At 63.1% G+C, this 17,162-nt stretch carries 17 protein-coding genes; 11 read left to right on the top strand and 6 right to left on the bottom strand.

Features of this window, described 5'->3' with window-relative positions; genetic code table 11:
- Positions 1-4 precede the first annotated feature (4 nt).
- From VF684_RS05410 to VF684_RS05390, 5 genes are read left to right on the top strand one after another with little or no spacing between them, the layout of a single operon-like run.
- Complete coding sequence (locus tag VF684_RS05410; RefSeq protein ID WP_407956556.1) at positions 5-838, top strand: alkaline phosphatase family protein; 834 nt, start codon at positions 5-7, stop codon at positions 836-838.
- Positions 838-1,737, top strand: a complete 900-nt coding sequence (locus tag VF684_RS05405) for an ABC transporter permease (protein WP_270794177.1) — start codon at positions 838-840, stop codon at positions 1,735-1,737. The genes VF684_RS05410 and VF684_RS05405 overlap by 1 nt, the downstream gene beginning before the upstream one ends.
- A complete protein-coding gene (locus tag VF684_RS05400; protein WP_042648076.1) occupies positions 1,730-2,506 on the top strand; it encodes an ABC transporter permease in 777 nt (258 codons plus the stop codon). The genes VF684_RS05405 and VF684_RS05400 overlap by 8 nt, the downstream gene beginning before the upstream one ends.
- A 6-nt stretch (positions 2,507-2,512) precedes the next feature.
- Entirely contained in the window at positions 2,513-3,520 is a 1,008-nt protein-coding gene (locus tag VF684_RS05395; protein ID WP_407956555.1) for an ABC transporter ATP-binding protein, read from the top strand.
- Between the two features lie 39 nt (positions 3,521-3,559).
- Positions 3,560-4,213, top strand: a complete 654-nt coding sequence (locus tag VF684_RS05390; protein WP_139440335.1) for an HAD family hydrolase — start codon at positions 3,560-3,562, stop codon at positions 4,211-4,213.
- A 114-nt stretch (positions 4,214-4,327) separates the two neighbouring features.
- On the opposite strand, the gene VF684_RS05385 is transcribed toward VF684_RS05390, so the two are convergent.
- Positions 4,328-5,962 (bottom strand): sensor domain-containing diguanylate cyclase, encoded by a 1,635-nt coding sequence (locus tag VF684_RS05385; protein ID WP_139440334.1) that lies wholly within the window; start codon positions 5,960-5,962, stop codon positions 4,328-4,330.
- 83 nt (positions 5,963-6,045) lie between these two features.
- Between VF684_RS05385 and VF684_RS05380 the strand changes: the two genes are divergently transcribed.
- Positions 6,046-6,486 (top strand): DUF2214 family protein, encoded by a 441-nt coding sequence (locus tag VF684_RS05380; protein WP_005355246.1) that lies wholly within the window; start codon positions 6,046-6,048, stop codon positions 6,484-6,486.
- Between the two features lie 137 nt (positions 6,487-6,623).
- The gene (locus VF684_RS05375; RefSeq protein ID WP_005336466.1) at positions 6,624-7,523 is read left to right on the top strand and encodes a DMT family transporter; all 900 of its coding nucleotides are present in this window, start codon (positions 6,624-6,626) and stop codon (positions 7,521-7,523) included.
- Positions 7,524-7,588: 65 nt separating this feature from the next.
- Here the strand turns inward: VF684_RS05375 and VF684_RS05370 are convergent, their stop codons facing one another.
- From VF684_RS05370 to VF684_RS05360, 3 genes are all read right to left on the bottom strand, one after another.
- A complete protein-coding gene (locus VF684_RS05370) occupies positions 7,589-8,215 on the bottom strand; it encodes a glutathione S-transferase family protein (protein WP_162516061.1) in 627 nt (208 codons plus the stop codon).
- Positions 8,216-8,322: 107 nt separating this feature from the next.
- The gene (locus tag VF684_RS05365; RefSeq protein WP_139730605.1) at positions 8,323-9,591 is read right to left on the bottom strand and encodes an O-acetylhomoserine aminocarboxypropyltransferase/cysteine synthase family protein; all 1,269 of its coding nucleotides are present in this window, start codon (positions 9,589-9,591) and stop codon (positions 8,323-8,325) included.
- Positions 9,592-9,741: 150 nt separating this feature from the next.
- A complete protein-coding gene (locus VF684_RS05360; RefSeq protein WP_139440331.1) occupies positions 9,742-9,918 on the bottom strand; it encodes a hypothetical protein in 177 nt (58 codons plus the stop codon).
- A gap of 100 nt (positions 9,919-10,018) precedes the next feature.
- On the opposite strand from VF684_RS05360, the gene sgrR reads away from it, so the two are divergent.
- The 4 genes from sgrR (at position 10,019) to VF684_RS05340 (ending at position 15,451) form a co-directional block, all read left to right on the top strand.
- Positions 10,019-11,722: an HTH-type transcriptional regulator SgrR gene (gene sgrR, locus VF684_RS05355; protein ID WP_162516063.1), complete on the top strand. Its 1,704-nt coding sequence runs from the start codon at positions 10,019-10,021 to the stop codon at positions 11,720-11,722.
- A gap of 145 nt (positions 11,723-11,867) precedes the next feature.
- Complete coding sequence (katG, locus tag VF684_RS05350) at positions 11,868-14,045, top strand: catalase/peroxidase HPI (RefSeq protein WP_139440329.1); 2,178 nt, start codon at positions 11,868-11,870, stop codon at positions 14,043-14,045.
- Between the two features lie 264 nt (positions 14,046-14,309).
- The gene (locus VF684_RS05345) at positions 14,310-14,705 is read left to right on the top strand and encodes an acyl-CoA thioesterase (protein ID WP_021231790.1); all 396 of its coding nucleotides are present in this window, start codon (positions 14,310-14,312) and stop codon (positions 14,703-14,705) included.
- A gap of 44 nt (positions 14,706-14,749) precedes the next feature.
- A complete protein-coding gene (locus tag VF684_RS05340) occupies positions 14,750-15,451 on the top strand; it encodes a hypothetical protein (protein WP_139440360.1) in 702 nt (233 codons plus the stop codon).
- A gap of 36 nt (positions 15,452-15,487) precedes the next feature.
- Here VF684_RS05340 and VF684_RS05335 read toward each other — a convergent pair whose 3' ends face one another.
- Both VF684_RS05335 and VF684_RS05330 read right to left on the bottom strand, forming a co-directional pair.
- Positions 15,488-16,237: a lipase secretion chaperone gene (locus VF684_RS05335; protein WP_440173879.1), complete on the bottom strand. Its 750-nt coding sequence runs from the start codon at positions 16,235-16,237 to the stop codon at positions 15,488-15,490.
- Positions 16,234-17,145, bottom strand: a complete 912-nt coding sequence (locus VF684_RS05330; protein ID WP_236284927.1) for a lipase family alpha/beta hydrolase — start codon at positions 17,143-17,145, stop codon at positions 16,234-16,236. The genes VF684_RS05335 and VF684_RS05330 overlap by 4 nt, the downstream gene beginning before the upstream one ends.
- Between the last annotated feature and the right edge of the window lie 17 nt (positions 17,146-17,162).

Here is a 17,162-nt window from a genome sequence, read left to right as displayed (position 1 = left end):
TCCAGTGCAACACAAGGTGATAGTGGTACTTGTGGATGGTCTGGCAGCCGAGGTAGCCCACACCATGGGCTACCTCGGTGGCATGGTGGAGGCGGGGCGGGGCCTGCATACGACCCTGAATGCTGCCCTACCGTCTCTCTCCCGACCCCTCTACGAGTGCATCCTGACCGGCGTGCCGCCGGTGGTGAGCGGCATCACCCACAACGGGGTGAGTCGCCTCAGTCTGCATGACTCCATCTTCCATCTGGCCCGCGCCGCGGGCAAACGTACCGCAGCGGCGGCCTACCATTGGGTGAGCGAACTCTACAACCGCAGCCCCTGGCTGGCGGCCCGCGATCGCTTCACTCACGACGAACTGCTGCCGATCCAGCACGGTTGCTTCTACTGGGATGACAACTATCCCGACAGCCATCTGCTGATGGATGGCGAGTGGCTGCGCAGCCAGTACGATCCCGATTTTCTGCTGATCCACCCGATGGGGGTGGACGATGTGGGCCACAAGTTTGGCCTCGATTCCCGCCAGTACCGCAATCAGGCGCGCCGCATGGACAGCCTGCTGGCCGATCTGCTGCCCCAGTGGCTGGCGGAGGGATATCAGGCGGTGATCACCTCGGATCACGGCATGAACAACGACCTGAGCCACGGCGGCACCCTGCCTGAAGAGCGCACCGTGCCACTCTGGCTGTTTGGCGATGCCTTTATCGAGCGCTGGCCGGATGGGGTAGTGATCGCCCAGACCCAGCTCTGCGCCCTGATGGCCGATCTGCTGGGCATTCCCCACGACAAGCCGGCAGCGCCACCGCTGCTCAAGGCCGCCTTTATGCGCGAGGTGCACTGATGATGCCTGCCACCACCGAGATCCTCGCGGATCGACCCGTGGCCACCAAGCGCAAGGTGCGCCGCCACTGGCTGCCCGCGCTGGTGCTGCTGCCGTTTATTCTCTTGATGATCCTGTTCCAGCTCGCCCCCATGGTGTGGGTGCTGGTGGGCAGCTTTCAGACCCCGGATGGCTGGGGCATCGACTACTACCGGGAGATTTTGAGCTCCCCCTTCTACCTGCAATCGTTCGGCAACTCGTTGCGCATTGCCGGTATCGCCAGTCTGGCGGGGCTTGCCATCGGCACCCTCGGGGCAGCCGCGCTGCGCCACAGCGGCGAGCGGGTCAAGCGGGTGCTGCTGGCCTTTGTCACCATGACCGGCAACTTCAGCGGTGTGCCGCTGGCATTCGCCTTCATCATCATTCTCGGCATCAATGGCGCGGTGACCCTGCTGCTGAAATCCTGGGGATTGATCGACGGCTTCAACCTCTACTCGGGGTCGGGCCTTATTCTCATCTACACCTACTTCCAGATCCCGCTCGCCCTGCTGCTGCTCTATCCGGCCTTCGATGCGCTGCAGGATGAGTGGCCGCAAGCGGCCGCGCTGCTCGGCGCGAGCAAGGGGCAGTATGTGTGGCACGTGGCGCTGCCGGTACTGACGCCTGCGCTGCTCGGCACCCTGATCATCCTGTTTGCCAACGCGGTGGGGGCCTATGCCTCCGCCTACGCCCTCACCACCGGCAACTTCAATCTGGTGACCATCCGGGTGGCCAGTCTGGTCTCCGGCGACATCTTCCTCGAGCCCAATATGGCGGCGGCGCTGGCGGTGATCCTGATGGTGCTGCTGGGGGTGGTGACAGCCGCCAACCAGTGGCTGCTGAAAAAGAGCTATGTAAACAAGGGGCAATCCCATGCATGATTTGACGCCGCGCTGGCCCAAGTGGGTGCTGGGTGGGCTGGTCGCCACCCTGCTGTTACCGCTGCTGGCCACCTTTCTCTACTCCATCTCCACCCGCTGGGGGGCGACCCTGCTGCCGGATGGCTTTACCCTCGACTGGTATCTCAAGCTGTGGGGCGACCCGCGTTTTCTGGCGGCGTTTGGCCGCAGTCTGCTGGTCTGTTTCGCTACCCTGCTGCTGGGGACGCTGGTGCTGGTACCGACCGTGCTGGTGGTGGCCTACTACTTCCCCAAGCTGGATCCCTGGATGAACCTGTTGATCCTGCTCCCCTTCGCGGTGCCACCTGTGGTCTCGTCAGTGGGGCTGCTGCAGATCTACGCCGATGGTGTCCTGCCCATTATCGGCACGCCGTGGATCCTGATCGGCACCTGGTTCACCGTGGTGCTCCCCTTTATGTACCGGGCGCTGGCCAACAGCCTGCAAGGGGTGCCGCTGAAAGATCTGATGGATGCCGCCCATCTGCTGGGGGCCAGTAGTCGGCGCGCCTTTCTGCTGGTGGTGATCCCCTGCCTGCGCAAGGGGCTGCTGGCGGCGCTGTTTCTCTCTCTATCCTTCCTGCTCGGCGAGTTCGTGTTTGCCAACATGCTGGTTGGCACCCGTTACGAGACCCTGCAGGTCTACCTCTACAACATGCGCGCCACCTCGGGCCACTTCACCAGTGCGCTGGTGATGAGCTACTTCCTGCTGACCCTGCTGCTCACCTGGGCGGCCAACAGATTTCATCGGTGAATCAACATGTTCCATCTAGAAGTGAATCAACTGCACAAATCCTACGGCGACACCAGAGTGTTTGAGGGGATTGAATTCGGCATCCGCAAGGGGGAGCTGGTGACCCTGCTCGGCCCCTCCGGCTGCGGCAAGTCCACCCTGCTGAGGGCGCTGGCTGGGCTCACCCCGGTGGATGGCGGTCAGGTGCGGGTGGCCGGTGAAGATATCACCTGGCAGGCGCCCCAGAAGCGGGGCATCGGCATGGTGTTCCAGAGCTATGCGCTCTTCCCCAACATGACGGTATGGGACAACGTTGCCTTCGGCCTCAAGATGAAGCCCCAGCCGGGGCGGGAGCTGGCGGCCAGCGTGCAAGAGGCGCTGGCGCTGGTGGAGCTGACCGGTTTCGAGCGCCGCTATCCGGCCGAGCTCTCCGGCGGCCAGCGCCAGCGGGTGGCGCTGGCCCGGGCTCTGGTGGTACGGCCAAGGATCCTCTTGCTGGACGAGCCGCTCTCGGCGCTGGATGCCCGTATCCGCCGCAGCCTGCGCCAGCAGATCCGCGAGATCCAGCAGCGCCTTGAGCTCACCACCATCTTCGTCACTCACGATCAGGAGGAGGCGCTCACCATGTCGGATCGGATCTTCCTGATGAACAAGGGCTCCATCGTCCAGAGCGGCACGCCGGAGGAGATCTATACCCGTCCCGCCAGCGAGTTTGTGGCGGGTTTTATCGGCAACTACAACCTGCTCGGCGCAGAGCAGGGCAAGTCGCTGTTCGGCCCCCGTTTTCAGGGCAAGCTGGCGCTGCGGCCGGAGTCCATTACCCTGCTGCCCGCAGGGGTGACCAGCTGCGAACCCAGCCTGCCCGGCATCATTCGTCAGCAACAGCTGCTTGGCAACGTGATCCGTTATCAGGTGGAGTGCGAGGCAGGGCTGTTGACGGTGGACTGCCTCAACCGCTCGGCTGGCGATCTGCTGGCCACCGGCAGTGCCGTGACCCTGGCGGTGGCCCGGGATCAACTCTGTGAGGTAGCATGAGGCCGCATTTCATTTCCATTTTCACTGCGAGGAGCGCCCATGGCACTGGCACTGTTTGATCTGGACGAGACCCTGATTGCCGGGGATTCCGCCAGCCTCTGGCTGGAGTACATGGTGGCCGAGGAGCTGGCGCCCACCAGCATGATCGCCGAGGAGCAGGCCATGATGTCCCTCTACCATCAAGGCAAGATGGATATGCACCAGTACATGGCCTTCACCCTACAACCGCTGGCGGGCAAGACGCGCCAGTGGCTCGACTCGCTCTCTACCCGCTTTGCCGAGCAGGTGCTGCGCGAGCGCCTCTACCCCGAGGGGTTGGCACGTATCGAATGGCATCGGGAGCGGGGCGACGATCTGGTGCTCATCTCCGCCTCCGGCGAGCATCTGGTCGCCCCCATGGCGAAGATGCTGGGGATGGATCACTGCGTCGCCATCCTGCTCGATGAGGAGGAGGGGATGCTGACCGGCCAGACCCGCGGCACTCTCAGTTTTCGCGAAGGCAAGGTGGCCCGCATCAACCAGCTGTTTGCCGGCAGGGACCACCTCTGGCAGGGTAGCTTTGGCTACAGCGACTCCCACAACGATCTGCCCATGCTGCGGGCGGTGAGCCATCCCCATGCGGTCAATCCTGCCCCCGCGCTGCGCCAGCAAGCCGAGGAGCTGGGCTGGCCGGTGTGGGAGTGGCAGCGCTGAGTCGCGCGCCACACAGGCTTAACGTGTGACAGAAGCATGAAAAACAAAGAGAGAGGCTGGTGCCTCTCTCTTTGTTTTTGCGGACAGCGTTGTGGTTGATGCTGGCCGCTGTGGCTACTCCTCGTTGGTTTGTTGTCGGGGCTCGCCAAAGGCGGGCACTTCCTCCTCGGCATTCTGGTGAGGGGCGCGGTGCAGCGGGAAACAGATACGGTTTTTCCCCTCCCGCTTGGCTTGATAGACTCCCTTGTCGGCCAGCTCCACCAGCTCTTTGGCCGAGAGCCCGGAGCGGCTGAAGGCCACTCCGCCGCTGATGGTGATGGTGAGATCGGGTTCGCGCCACTCCAACTGCTCCACCCCGAGCCGGAACGCTTCCAGCAGGGAGGGAAGCATCGGCTGCTCTTCGCCGTAACGGAAGATCAGCACCAGCTCCTCGCCGCCGTAGCGGCAGAACCAGCCCCACTCGTGGAACAGATTCATGCCCAGCTTGCTCACCCGCTTGAGCACCACATCCCCTGCCTGATGGCCATGGGTATCGTTGACCCGCTTGAAATCATCCAGATCGAACATCACCACCCCGAAGGGAGCGCCACTGTTGAGCTGCTTTTGCAGGCACTCGTCGAAGAAGCGACGATTGTAGAGGCCGGTGAGTTTGTCCTGATGGGCTTGCAGCCGGATCTGGGCAAAGTCCTGGCTGGCGGCATCCATCTCTTCATAGACCTTAGCCAGCTCCAGCATACGGCGGCCGTTGTAGGCGATACCGCCGGAGCGGCTGGCGCGGATCAGCAGGGTGATCTCCCCCAGCATCCGGCGGAAGTAGCGGGACCAGAGCAGGGCCAGCAGTAGATAGAGGATGCAGGCGACGGCAATCATTAGCTGCACGTTTATGGAGACGCTGTCGATCACCTGCTGCATGCTGGCAGTCGGCTCGACGCTGAGCAGGATCCAGCGCTGCTCGGGGATGCGGTAGTAGGAGACCATCAGGCCGCTGGCATTATCGAGGAAAAAGCCCTGCGGCAGTTGCATCCGGGCCAGCCAGTCGGGGTGAGCGAGGGGTTTGAATACCCGTTCGCGATCCGGATGGGCCAGCACCAGCCCGTCATGGTTGAGCAGGAGCTGATAGCCATTGCCCAGATGGTGACTCTGAGCATGCCGACTGTTTAGCCAGCTGGCGAGGGGGGTGAGCTGGGTATCCAGCGAGAGTACGCCAACCCGCTTGCCGTCAGGATCTTCAATTACCCGGGCCAGCGCCATGGTGAGGGTGCCCAGGGTGTAGTCGTAATAAGGATCAGTCCAGACAATCTGTCCGGGATGGCTGGATGCCAGCAGATACCAGGGGCGGGTTCTGGGATCGAACTTCTCGTCGGCCTGCCAGGAGGGGTGGATCAGCATCTTGCGATGCTCGGTGCCCACGTAGACGTAATCGAGTTCCATCACCTTGTGATAGGCCTGCCACTGTTGCAGGTAGCGCTCGCCGTTAAGGATCTCCGGGCCGCTGAAATCCCGATAATTTACCTGCTGATAAATGAGCGTAAACTGGCGTTTGAGGGTCGCCAGATAGGGTTCGATCAGGGTATGGAAATACTGGGTGTTGCGAGCAATCAGATATTGTTGCTGCTCGTGGCGCAGGGTGCGCTCCATATGCAGGTAGTAGATGCTGCCGAGCAGCAACACAGGGATAAAGAGCAAGAGGAGGCCCAGCCGCATGCGGGTGATCAAAGACCAAGTGTTCTTGGGCTTGGCGGGGGACATGAACAGATCCTTTTCGTCTCGGGTGACACCAGCATATATGATGCTGTGCGGCTCGTCTAAAGGCAGAAAATGAGATGTTTCCGATGCTGAACCACACTCTGCTCTCAATGATTCATTATGGCAGCATAGCGGTGTTAATCCTTGCCCTCTGTGTCGAGTATCTGATCTTTCGGCGCGGCCTGAACATGCTGCGAGTGCGCCGCCTGCTGCTGGCAGATGGGGTGGCTGCGCTGGCGCTCTTCTCCATCTTTGCCACCGGGTGTCTGCTGGCCCTCGAGCATGCCAGCTCGGTGGCAGAGATCTTTGCCCATCCTGCCCACGGTCTCAAGATGGGGCTGTTTCTGCTGATTGTTGGCTCCCTCGTTTATCCCAGCCGCCTCTTCTATCGCTGGCGTCGCGCCCTGCGTCTGGGCAAGGCGCCGATGATCTCCATTCAGCAGCACTTCCGGGTGGTGTGGATCCTGCGGGGCAATCTGCTACTGATTGCCCTGTTGGCTGTGTTCACCAAGCCCTCGCTGTTGTAACACTCGCTGTGCTCAAAAGCAGTGCGATGCAGCGCGTTGAGAGCGAGAGCGAAGACAAAGAGTGGAGACAAGAGGATAGGGAGGCGGGTATCTTGGATCGGATAACCCGTCACGCGCCGATTTAAGGAAGAATCGCCATGCGCTCCAATCTGATGTTGCTGATGGCTGCCACCATCTGGGGTATGGGCTTTGTCGCCCAGCGCCTCGGGATGGATCACATGGGGCCCTATACCTTCAATGGCCTACGCTTTCTGCTCGGCGCCCTCTCCCTGCTGCCGCTGCTCTGGTGGCTCAAATCCCGACAACCTGTTGCCGTCGCGGGCGACCATCGCCAGCTGCTGATCGGTGGTGTGCTGGCCGGGCTGGTGCTGTTCTGTGCCGCCTCCCTGCAGCAGGTTGGGCTGCTCTACACCACCGCCGCCAAGGCCGGTTTCATCACCGGGCTCTACATCATTCTGGTGCCGGTTCTGGGGCTGCTGCTGCGCCACAAGAGTGGCCTCAATACCTGGATCGGCGCCATCATCGCGCTGGCCGGTCTCTATGTATTAAGCGTCACCGACGAGTTCACCATCGGCTTTGGCGATCTGTTGCAGGTAGTTGGTGCTCTCTTCTGGGCTGTGCATCTGCTGCTAGTGGATCACTACTCCAACCGGGTTGCTCCCATCAAGCTCGCCGGGGTGCAGTTCGTAGTCTGCGGCCTGCTCAGCCTTGCCACTGCTTTTGTTATCGAAACCCCGACTGTTAGCGGCGCTGTGGCCGGTTGGCAGGCTCTGCTCTATGCCGGGCTGGTATCGGTCGGGGTGGGTTATACCCTGCAGGTGGTAGGGCAGCGGGGGGCTCATCCGGCCCACGCCGCCATCATCCTCAGTCTGGAGACCGTCTTTGCCGCCGTGGGGGGCGTATTGCTGCTGGGTGAAACGCTGGACGAGCGCGCCATCGCCGGTTGCGCCCTGATGCTGGCGGGAATGCTCATCTCCCAGATCAGGCTGCGCTGGTGGTGGAAGTCGCGCCGGGACAAGGTGCCCGCGACCAAGTAAACCGCGCTCGCTGAATAACAAAAACGCCCCGACAGTCGGGGCGTTTTGCATGATGGCGACTCGGGTCAGGGGCGCTGCTCCAGCTCGCGCTCCAGCTCTACCGCCTTCTGACGGGCCGGATGGGTATTGAGGCGTTCCCAATAGGCTTGCAGATGCGGGAAGTGGGCCAGCTGACCGCTTTGCGCCAGCAGATCCACCAGGAAGGAGTTCATGATGTCGGCGCCGGAGAGGCGATCCCCCACCAGATAGTGGCGTTTCGCCAGTACCTCATTGAGGTAGCCCAGTACCTTGGCACACTCCGCCCTGGCGTAGTCCGGCAGGAAGCGCATCGGGCTGCCATCCTTGCGCACGAACATGTCGAGCAGCAGCGGCAGAATGCCCGAGCTCTCGGCAAAGTGAAGCCACTGCAGATATTCGGGATACTCCGGGCTATCTGGTGCCGGTGCCAGCCGATCAGCGGCATAGCGGGCAATCAGGTACTCGGTGATGGCGCCCGATTCCGCCAGCACCCGGCCGTCGAACTCGATGACCGGCGACTTGCCGAGGGGATGGATGGCTTTGAGCTCGGGCGGTGCCAGAAAGGTGGTGGCATCGCGTTGATACGCCTTGATCTCATAGGGCTGGCCCAGCTCTTCGAGCAGCCAGATGATGCGCTGGGAGCGGGATTTGTTCAGGTGGTGCAGGACTATCATAACGACCTCGATTCGGTGGCAGGATGGGGTATACGAGCGGGTGAGGAGGGCGGTTCACCGGCAGTACAAAAAGAGCGGGCTTCATGCCCGCTCCCTCGTTGACTGACTCAGGCCTCCAGCGCCTGATCCAGATCCGCCAGAATGTCTTCGATCGCCTCGATCCCGACCGACAGCCGGATCATCTCGGGTTTCACGCCAGCCTTGGCCTGCTCCTCCTCGCTCAGCTGGCGATGGGTGGTGGAGGCGGGGTGGCAGGCCAGCGACTTGGCGTCGCCGATGTTGACCAGTCGCTTGAAGATCTTCAGCGCATCGTAGAAACGCACGCCCGCCTCGTAGCCATCCTTCAGACCGAACGAGAGGATGGCCGAGGGGCGACCGGCCATGTACTTCTCCGCCAGCAAATAGTGCGGGTGGCCCGGCAGACCGGCGTAGCTTACCCAGGCCACCTTGGGGTGATGCTTGAGGTGGTTGGCAACCCGCAGGGCGTTATCGACGTGGCGCTCCATGCGCAGGCTGAGGGTCTCCAACCCCTGCAGCAGCAGGAAGGCGTTCATCGGCGCCAGCGCCGCGCCGGTATTGCGCAGTGGCACGGTGCGTACCCGCCCGATAAAGGCAGCCGGACCAAAGGCCTCGGTATAGACCACCCCGTGGTAGGAGGGCTCTGGTTTGGTCAGCTGGGGGAAGCGCTCGGCGTGATCCGCCCAGGGGAATTTGCCCGAGTCGACGATGACGCCACCCAGCGAGTTGCCGTGGCCGCCGACATATTTGGTTAGGCTGTGGACCACGATGTCGGCGCCGTGTTCGATGGGCTTGCACAAGACCGGGGTGGCGACCGTGTTGTCGACGATGAGCGGCACGCCACGGGCGTGGGCCACCTTGGCGAAGGCGGCCAGATCGACGATGTTGCCCGCCGGGTTGCCGATGCTCTCGCAGTAGACCGCCTTGGTCTTGTCGTCGATAAGGGCGGCGATAGCCTCGGCGCTGTCATCTTTGGCGAAGCGTACCTCGACCCCGAAGCTTGGCAGCATGTGGGCGAACAAGGTGTAGGTGCCACCATAGAGCTGGGGCGTGGAGACAATGTTGTCACCGGCGGCGGTCAGCGCCTGAATGGCGTAGGTGATGGCGGCGGAACCTGCCGAGACCACCAGCGCGGCGATCCCCCCTTCCAGCGCGGCCATCCGTTGCTCCAGCACATCGTTGGTTGGGTTCATGATGCGGGTGTAGATATTGCCCGGTACCGCCAGATTGAACAGATCCGCCCCGTGCTGGGCGCTCTCGAACTCGTAGGCCACCGTTTGGTAGATGGGCACGGCGACGGCCTTGGTGGTGGGGTCGCTGGAAAAGCCGTGGTGCAGGGCCAGGGTCGCATCTTTCATCACACACTCCTTGTTGGATGTTGCTTATGGCAGTTATAGATGGATAGACGTCCAATCTATCAGGCCCGTGGCCGATGTAAACAGCAAGATCCGGCAAAGCAGTGTCGCCCGCAGGGGATGCGCGTCCCGAGTGGTTGGCATGGCCCGCACTCAGAAACGACGGCGATACTCCTTGTCATCGATCTGGTTCATATCCCACTGCATCAGGCGGTTGAGCTGCTGCATGGGATCCTCGATGAGCGCCAGCGGGCGCGGCAGGATCCGCTTGAAGTAACGGCGCAAGGTCTGCTGGATCCGGTTCGGTTTGATGGGGTTGGCGTGGCTCATGATGGTGCTCCTCTGCTGTGGTTCTCACGTTCATCAGCAGTATTGAGCTAAAATGCGGAAGTAAAAACTGATGACTTACAGCAACGGGATTTCCTCTTTTATGCCGACCGGTCGCCTCTACCAGCAATTTCAACGACTCGCCCAGCTGCTTGGCAGCGACGAGCGGGAGATCAGTCTCGCCGAGGTGGCGGATCTGCTCTGCTGCACCCCGCGCAACGCTCGCCTGCTGCTGCGGCGGATGCAGGATCTGGGCTGGCTCAGCTGGTCGGCAGAAGCGGGGCGGGGGCGGCGCTCCCGACTCACCCTGCTCGATAGTCAGGAGAGCCTGACCCGGCGCCGCTTGCGGGAGCTGCTCAGTCAGGGCCAGCTGGCGCAGGCGGTACGGCTGGCCGAAGATCGCCTCGATCTGCTCACTCCGTTGCTGATCGAACAGCTCGGTCAGGCCACCCGCGAGGGGCGCCAGATCCTGCGAGTGCCCTACTACCGACCGCTGCCGCAGTTGCTGCCCACCGGCCCGATGCGCCGCTCCGAAATTCACCTGAGCCGCCAGATCTTCAACGGCCTCACCCGGCGAAATGAGGAAAATGGGGAAATCGAAGGGGATCTCGCCCACCACTGGGAGTGTCTGGGCCCCTGTCACTGGCGTTTCTACCTGCGCCCGGCGGTGCGTTTTCACCACGGTCGCGAGCTGGTGGTGGAAGATGTGATGGAAAGTCTGCTGGCCCTGCGGGATCGGCCGCTGTTTTCCCATCTGACTCGGCTGGAGAGCCCCTGGCCGCGCACCCTGGATCTCTATCTCGACAGCCCGGATCCCTGGCTGCCCCACCTGCTGGCGGAGCCGGTGGCGACCATTTTGCCGCGGGAGCTCAAGGGGGAGGCGGGCTTTGCCCTGCAACCGGTGGGCACAGGCCCCTACCGGGTGGCCGCCAACGATCCCCTGCATCTTTGCCTTGCGGCGTTTGACGACTACTTCGGCCTGCGCGCCCTGCTCGACGAGATCGATATCTGGATGCTGCCGGAGCTGGCGGAGCGGCTGGAGACCCACCTGCAGCTGGGGCGCGACAGCCCTGAGCTCGGCACCATGCGCGGCGAATCGGAGCTGGAGTCGGGCTGCTACTTCCTGCTGCAGGACGATCGTTCCGGATCCTTGCAGGATCCCGCCCTGCGCCAGTGGCTGGGCCAGCTGCTCAATCCGGTGGCTCTGATGGGGCGGGTCGCCCCCGAGTTGCAACGGGGCTGGACCAGCGCCCTCGGCCTGCTGCCCCACTGGCGCGAAGCACTGCCCGCCCCCTTGCCCACACCGGCGCAGTTGCCGACGACCTTGGTGCTTGCCTGCTTCAACCAGCATCTGGAGTTCAACGAGTGCGCCAACGCCATGAGCAGCCTGCTGGCCGAACAGGGGATCCGGCTGGAGGTGCGCACCCTCGATTACGGCCGCTGGGTGAGTGGCGAGGATGAAGACGTGGATCTCTGGCTCGGCACCCTCAACCTCGAACATGCCGGCCCCTTTGCCCCCTACGCCTGGTTGCAGGGCACCCCGTTGCTGCGCAAGGTGTGGGGCAGTCAGCATGAGTTGTGGCAAGGGTTGATGCAGTGGCGGGCCAGTGGTGAGGAGCCCGGCCCCCGCGCCCTGCTGGCAAGGGTGCAGCAGCAGAGCTGGTTTGTGCCGCTGTTTCACCACTGGCTGGAGCTGGAGAGCCGGGTCGGCGTACACGGGGTGCGGATGACAGCGCTCGGCTGGTTCGATTTTCGCAGCGCCTGGCTGCGGCCCGAGCCGCCCCATCAGCCCGCAGAGGCGCCATAGTTCGTCCAATTTCTGTCGCGGCTGACGGTCGCTCCGTGGCCGCTTGCGTGAAAGATCCGTAAATCGGCCGCTGCTGCACAGTTTGTGTCACGCCTCTGTGCCATGCTGTTTCAGGTTATGGACAGCAGAGCAAATGAGGAAAACGATGAGCAACAATTCAGACAGTTCCGCAGGAAAATGCCCGGTCATGCACGGGGGAACCACCTCCGTCGAGACGTCCAGAATGGAGTGGTGGCCGAAGAGCCTCAACCTCGACATTCTTCACCAACACGATACCAAGACCAATCCGCTGGGGGCCGGTTTCAACTATCGGGAAGCCTTGAAGGGGCTCGATATGGCGGCCCTCAAGCAGGATGTGACCGCCCTGATGACCGACAGTCAGGAGTGGTGGCCCGCCGACTGGGGCCACTACGGCGGCCTGATGATCCGCATGGCCTGGCACTCGGCCGGGACTTACCGCATCGCCGATGGCCGCGGCGGCGGTGGCAGCGGCAACCAGCGTTTCGCCCCTCTCAACTCCTGGCCGGATAACGCCAACCTCGACAAGGCCCGTCGCCTGCTATGGCCCATTAAGAAGAAGTACGGCAACAAGATCAGCTGGGCCGATCTGATCATTCTTGCGGGCACCGTGGCCTATGAGTCCATGGGGCTCAAGACCTTCGGCTTCGCCTTTGGCCGCGAGGATATCTGGCATCCGGAGAAGGATATCTACTGGGGATCGGAGAAGGAATGGCTGGCGCCCAGCGGCAAGCCGGGCGGTCGTTACTCCGGCGAGCGGGATCTGGAAAACCCGCTGGCGGCGGTGATGATGGGGCTTATCTACGTCAACCCGGAAGGGGTGGATGGCCAGCCCGACCCCCTGAAAACTGCGCAGGATATGCGGGTCACCTTCGCCCGCATGGCGATGGATGATGAAGAGACGGTGGCGCTGACCGCCGGTGGCCACACTGTCGGCAAGGCTCACGGCAACGGCGACGCCAAACAGCTCGGGCCCGAGCCGGAAGGGGCCAGCCTCGAGGAGCAGGGGCTCGGCTGGATTAACCACCACAGCCGCGGCATCGGCCGCAACACTGTGACCAGCGGCATCGAGGGGGCGTGGACCACCCACCCGACCCAATGGGACAACGGCTACTTCGAGCTGCTGTTCAAGTACGACTGGTGGTTGCAAAAATCACCGGCGGGGGCCCATCAGTGGGAACCGATCAATATCGCCGAAGAGGATATGCCGGTGGATGTGGAGGACCCGTCGATCCGCTGCAAACCCATGATGACGGATGCCGACATGGCGCTCAAATTCGACCCCGACTACCGCAAGATTGCCGAGCGCTTCCGCGATGATCCGGCGGCCTTCTCCGACGCCTTCGCCCGCGCCTGGTTCAAGCTGACCCACAGGGATATGGGGCCGAAGAGCCGCTATGTCGGCCCCTATGTGCCGACAGAAGATCTGATCTGGCAGGATCCGGTGCCAGCCGGACGTGCCGATTATGACGTGGCGGCGGTCAAGGCCAGGATTGCCGCCAGCGGCCTCTCCATCAGCGAGCGGGTCACTACCGCCTGGGATAGTGCCCGTACCTTCCGAGGCTCCGACAAGCGGGGCGGAGCCAACGGTGCCCGCATCCGGCTGGCGCCGCAGAAGGATTGGCCGGGCAACGAACCGGCGAAGTTGGCGAAGGTGCTGGCGGTCTATGACAAGCTGGCGGCCGAGTGTGGCGTCAGCGTCGCGGATCTCATCGTGCTGGGGGGCAACCTCGCCATCGAGCAGGCTGCCCAGGCCGCCGGAGTGACGGTGAGCGTGCCGTTTGCGCCGGGCCGGGGGGACGCCACTCAGGCCCAGACCGATGTGGCCTCGTTCGAGGTGTTGGAGCCGCTGGCCGATGGCTTCCGCAACTGGCTCAAGCAGGACTATGTGGTGACGGCGGAGGAGCTGCTGCTGGATCGCGCCCAGCTGATGGGGCTCACCGCCTGCGAGATGACGGCGCTGGTCGGCGGGATGCGGGTGCTCGGCACCAACCACGGCGGAACCGGGCACGGGGTCTTTACCGACCGGGTTGGGGTGCTCAGCAACGACTTCTTCGTCAACCTGACCGACATGGGCTACCAGTGGCTGCCGAAAGCGAGCAATCTCTACGAGATCCGCGATCGCCGCAGCGGCGCGCTGAAGTGGACGGCCACCCGGGTGGATCTGGTGTTCGGCTCCAACTCGGTGCTGCGCGCTTATGCCGAGGTCTATGCCCAGGATGACAACAAGGAGAAGTTTGTCTGTGACTTCATCACCGCCTGGAACAAGGTGATGAATGCGGATCGCTTCGATCTGTTAGGCTAGTCCCCGAGCCGTTTGGTTATCTGCATCAGCCCCGCACAGCCAAGGTGTGCGGGGCTTTTTACTGCCCGCTTTTCTGTGCAGCCCTACAATCCGCCGCACTGCGACACCTGCTGGCTGGTCGCGCAGGGTCGTGGGCATCTCTGTGCTTGGGCCAGCAGTATCATGTAACATGCTGATCCGCTGATGATGCCCGGCGGCCACCCATTGGCCACTGATGTCCCATGAACGGACAAGGACAGAAACAAAGAGACAAGGAGTCAACCCATGCTGGAAATGCAGATCCAACCCCGCTTTCAGGAGACGGATGCCCTCGGCCATATCAACAATACGGTGCCGGCGGTCTGGTTCGAATCGGCGCGGGATCCCCTGTTCCGGATCTTCTCCCCCGATCTGGATGTGCATAACTGGCATCTGATCATCGCGGGCTATGCGGTGCAGTTCAAACGGGAGCTGTTCTACGGCCAGCCGGTCACCATCAAGACTGGCGTACGCCGCATCGGCACCAGCTCATTTACGGTCTGGCAGGAGGCCTGGCAGGGCGGCGAACTGGCCGTCACCGCCGAAACGACCCTGATCCATTTTGACTACCGGGCCCGCCAATCCCTGCCCCTGAGCGATGCTCACCGGGAAGGGCTGCGGGCCTGGCTGACAGAGAGTTAACCACGGGCCGGATGGCCCATCACAGGAGTGTTATGTACAACTCAATGCGCAACACAGCGATCGCGCTGACCCTGGGATTCTGCTCCCTCCCTTCTCTGGCCGCTTCTCTCGCCGAGCAGTTTACCCTGATGGAGAAGGGGGCCGAGAGCGCCCTCGATACCCGTCAATTCAGCCATGACGGCGTCGATATCAAGGCCTGGATCGATGGCGCCCCCGTCATCATCGCCGTGCCCATCATGAACGAGCTGGGCAAGCTGGAAGGGGAGAGCCGCTACTACTTCAAGGGCGGCAAGCTGTTCGGGGTCAAAGAGCCCGCCGCCCAGTTTGCCTTTGATGACAGCGGCAAGCTGACCCAGTGGCTGGACGAGAAGGGCCAGCCCGCCGAGTTCGTCAGCAAGATGAGCATGCAGCAGCGTCAGGAGTGGCTCACCAAGCGGGCCGCCGAGCTGAGCAAGCTGTTTGTGGTGAGCGCGGGCGAACAGAAGGCGGCCAAGGGTGGCGTCAAGCTGAAGGGGGCGGATCTCGCTCACTGGCTCTGCAACGGCAAGCTGATGGATCTCGCCCACGGCGACAAGGTGATCTTCGAGCAGGATAAGCTGAAGATTGGCGAGCAGGGGATCGAAGGGAAGGTCTCCCTGCGTCAGGAGAAGGGGTGGCAGGAGCTGAGCCTCAAGTGCGAGGTGCAGGGCACTCAGGTGACCCGCCTCACCTGGCAGCCGCTGCCGGGTGCCAACAAGCCGCAATAAGCGCAGTAGCAAGGTGGCCCATCACGGGCCCCCTTCTCATTCGGCTTGTGGCTCCCCCAGCTTGAGGCGGGTGAGCGCCTCGACCCGGCGCCACTGTCCGGGCTCGAACCAGCGGGCCAGCACCTCCTGCTGCTGTTCGGCCCTGGCCTCGTTCGGTAGTTGCCTGAGCTCGGCCAGAAAACCGCTGAGCTGCTCCTCGAACCCTTGCCGGTTCTGCTCCAGCTGGCGCATCCGATCCACCGCTTCCGGCCCCCCTGTCTCCAGCAGCAGAGCCTCCCGTTTGGCCGGGTCCATCTGCGCCAGCCCTTGCAACTCCTCAAGCAGACGGCTGTTGGCCTCCGCCTCGCGAAACCAGCCCGGTTGCTCCGCCAGCCAGAGATCCAGCTCGCTGGCCAGCTGCGACTTGTCGCTGTCTCTTGCCTCCGCCAGCGCCCTGCGGCGCAGGGTCAGCTGCTCCATCAGTCGATCCTCGGCAAACAGCTGGGCCTGCTCGGCCGGGGTAAAGCTCTGCTGGCGCAGCTGCTCCCGCTCGTCAAACAGGATCTGCAAGCTGGCGAGGGAGATCTCGGTGGGCACCGTCAGGCTGCTCTGGGCGGAGACAAAGGTGCGATAGCGCGCCTGCAGGGCATCGGCGGCCTCCTGCTCGGGATCGTGCGGGTGGCTCTGTGCATGCTGGCTGGCTTGAGCGGGGGATGAGTCTGCCGTCGGTGCCGTGGGCCAGAGCAACACCCCGCCAAGCAGCAGGGTGATGGCGCAGGGCACGACGAGCAGGGTGGCTATCTTCATAGTCCCAGCTCCTTGAGACGGTTGGCATGCTGGCGATAGAGGGTGACCGGATCGGTCTCGAACAGATGGTGGATGCCGAAGGACTGGTTCACTTCGTCCAGATGGTTCATCCGGTAGCCGGTGCCGATCACCTTGCCGAGGTGGCTGCTGCAGACCCCGACCAGTCCGTCATTGGGCTCCTTGAAGAAGGCGCCGGTCAGCGCCAGCGCAGGATCCACCGGATCCAGCAGATTGGTCAGGTTGCCGCGTCCGCTCCAGGAGAAGTAGTAGACGCCGTTGCTGGCCTGCATCGGCCCCTCGCCGCAATAGCGGCTGGGCAGTCCCTCCGGGTAGCGCTGGTTGAACTGGCTGGCTCCCTTGCTGGTGAGGGCATCGAGGGCGGCGACCGGATCTTGCGGCAGTTGGCTCCCGCCCGAGAGCAGTGAAATCATGCCGGAGAGGGCGTGGGCAGCGGCGGCAGCCAGCTTCTCGGCGGCACTGCTGGGGGCGGCATTGGCCCGCACCAGATCGGCAATCTCGGAGCCGTAGTTGACGCCGCCGACGCTGGTGGCGGAGGCGACCAGCTCGGGGGCGACCGAGGCGACATAGCGGATGGTAGGGCCGCCGTGGGAATGGCCGATCAGGTTGACCTTCTCGGCGCCGGTGGCCGCCAGCAGCAGCTCAATCTGGGCGAGCAGCTGCTCCCCCCGTTGTTCCGAACTGGCGGTGGCTGACACCTGGGCCACGTAGACTTTGGCACCATCCCGGCTCAGGGCCTGGGGAATGCCGTAGAAGTAATCGACCCCGAGCAGCTTGTCGAAGCCGAACAGGCCGTGCACCAGCACTATGGGGTAGCGGGTCTGGGTGTATCCGCTGGCGTGTGCCAGCATGGGCAGGGTGCAGAGCAGCACCAGAAGCCATCTCTTCATCATCAGCATCCTTGTTG

Origin of the sequence: Aeromonas sp. Lyrl_2 (assembly GCF_051948815.1) — a bacterium.
Taxonomy (GTDB): Bacteria; Pseudomonadota; Gammaproteobacteria; order Enterobacterales; family Aeromonadaceae; genus Aeromonas; species Aeromonas veronii.
Note: the sequence above shows the minus strand (reverse complement) of the source record. Positions and strands in the feature narration are given on the sequence as shown.

Excerpts from the sequence above, each read along its gene's own strand:
- VF684_RS05405 (WP_270794177.1), top strand. The coding sequence starts at position 838 with ATGATGCCTGCCACCACCGAGATCCTCGCGGATCGACCCGTGGCCACC.
- VF684_RS05400 (WP_042648076.1), top strand. The coding sequence starts at position 1,730 with ATGCATGATTTGACGCCGCGCTGGCCCAAGTGGGTGCTGGGTGGGCTG.
- VF684_RS05395 (WP_407956555.1), top strand. The coding sequence starts at position 2,513 with ATGTTCCATCTAGAAGTGAATCAACTGCACAAATCCTACGGCGACACC.
- VF684_RS05390 (WP_139440335.1), top strand. The coding sequence starts at position 3,560 with ATGGCACTGGCACTGTTTGATCTGGACGAGACCCTGATTGCCGGGGAT.
- VF684_RS05385 (WP_139440334.1), bottom strand. The coding sequence starts at position 5,962 with ATGTCCCCCGCCAAGCCCAAGAACACTTGGTCTTTGATCACCCGCATG.
- VF684_RS05380 (WP_005355246.1), top strand. The coding sequence starts at position 6,046 with ATGCTGAACCACACTCTGCTCTCAATGATTCATTATGGCAGCATAGCG.
- VF684_RS05375 (WP_005336466.1), top strand. The coding sequence starts at position 6,624 with ATGCGCTCCAATCTGATGTTGCTGATGGCTGCCACCATCTGGGGTATG.
- VF684_RS05370 (WP_162516061.1), bottom strand. The coding sequence starts at position 8,215 with ATGATAGTCCTGCACCACCTGAACAAATCCCGCTCCCAGCGCATCATC.
- VF684_RS05365 (WP_139730605.1), bottom strand. The coding sequence starts at position 9,591 with ATGAAAGATGCGACCCTGGCCCTGCACCACGGCTTTTCCAGCGACCCC.
- VF684_RS05360 (WP_139440331.1), bottom strand. The coding sequence starts at position 9,918 with ATGAGCCACGCCAACCCCATCAAACCGAACCGGATCCAGCAGACCTTG.
- sgrR (WP_162516063.1), top strand. The coding sequence starts at position 10,019 with ATGCCGACCGGTCGCCTCTACCAGCAATTTCAACGACTCGCCCAGCTG.
- katG (WP_139440329.1), top strand. The coding sequence starts at position 11,868 with ATGAGCAACAATTCAGACAGTTCCGCAGGAAAATGCCCGGTCATGCAC.
- VF684_RS05345 (WP_021231790.1), top strand. The coding sequence starts at position 14,310 with ATGCTGGAAATGCAGATCCAACCCCGCTTTCAGGAGACGGATGCCCTC.
- VF684_RS05340 (WP_139440360.1), top strand. The coding sequence starts at position 14,750 with ATGCGCAACACAGCGATCGCGCTGACCCTGGGATTCTGCTCCCTCCCT.
- VF684_RS05335 (WP_440173879.1), bottom strand. The coding sequence starts at position 16,237 with ATGAAGATAGCCACCCTGCTCGTCGTGCCCTGCGCCATCACCCTGCTG.
- VF684_RS05330 (WP_236284927.1), bottom strand. The coding sequence starts at position 17,145 with ATGAAGAGATGGCTTCTGGTGCTGCTCTGCACCCTGCCCATGCTGGCA.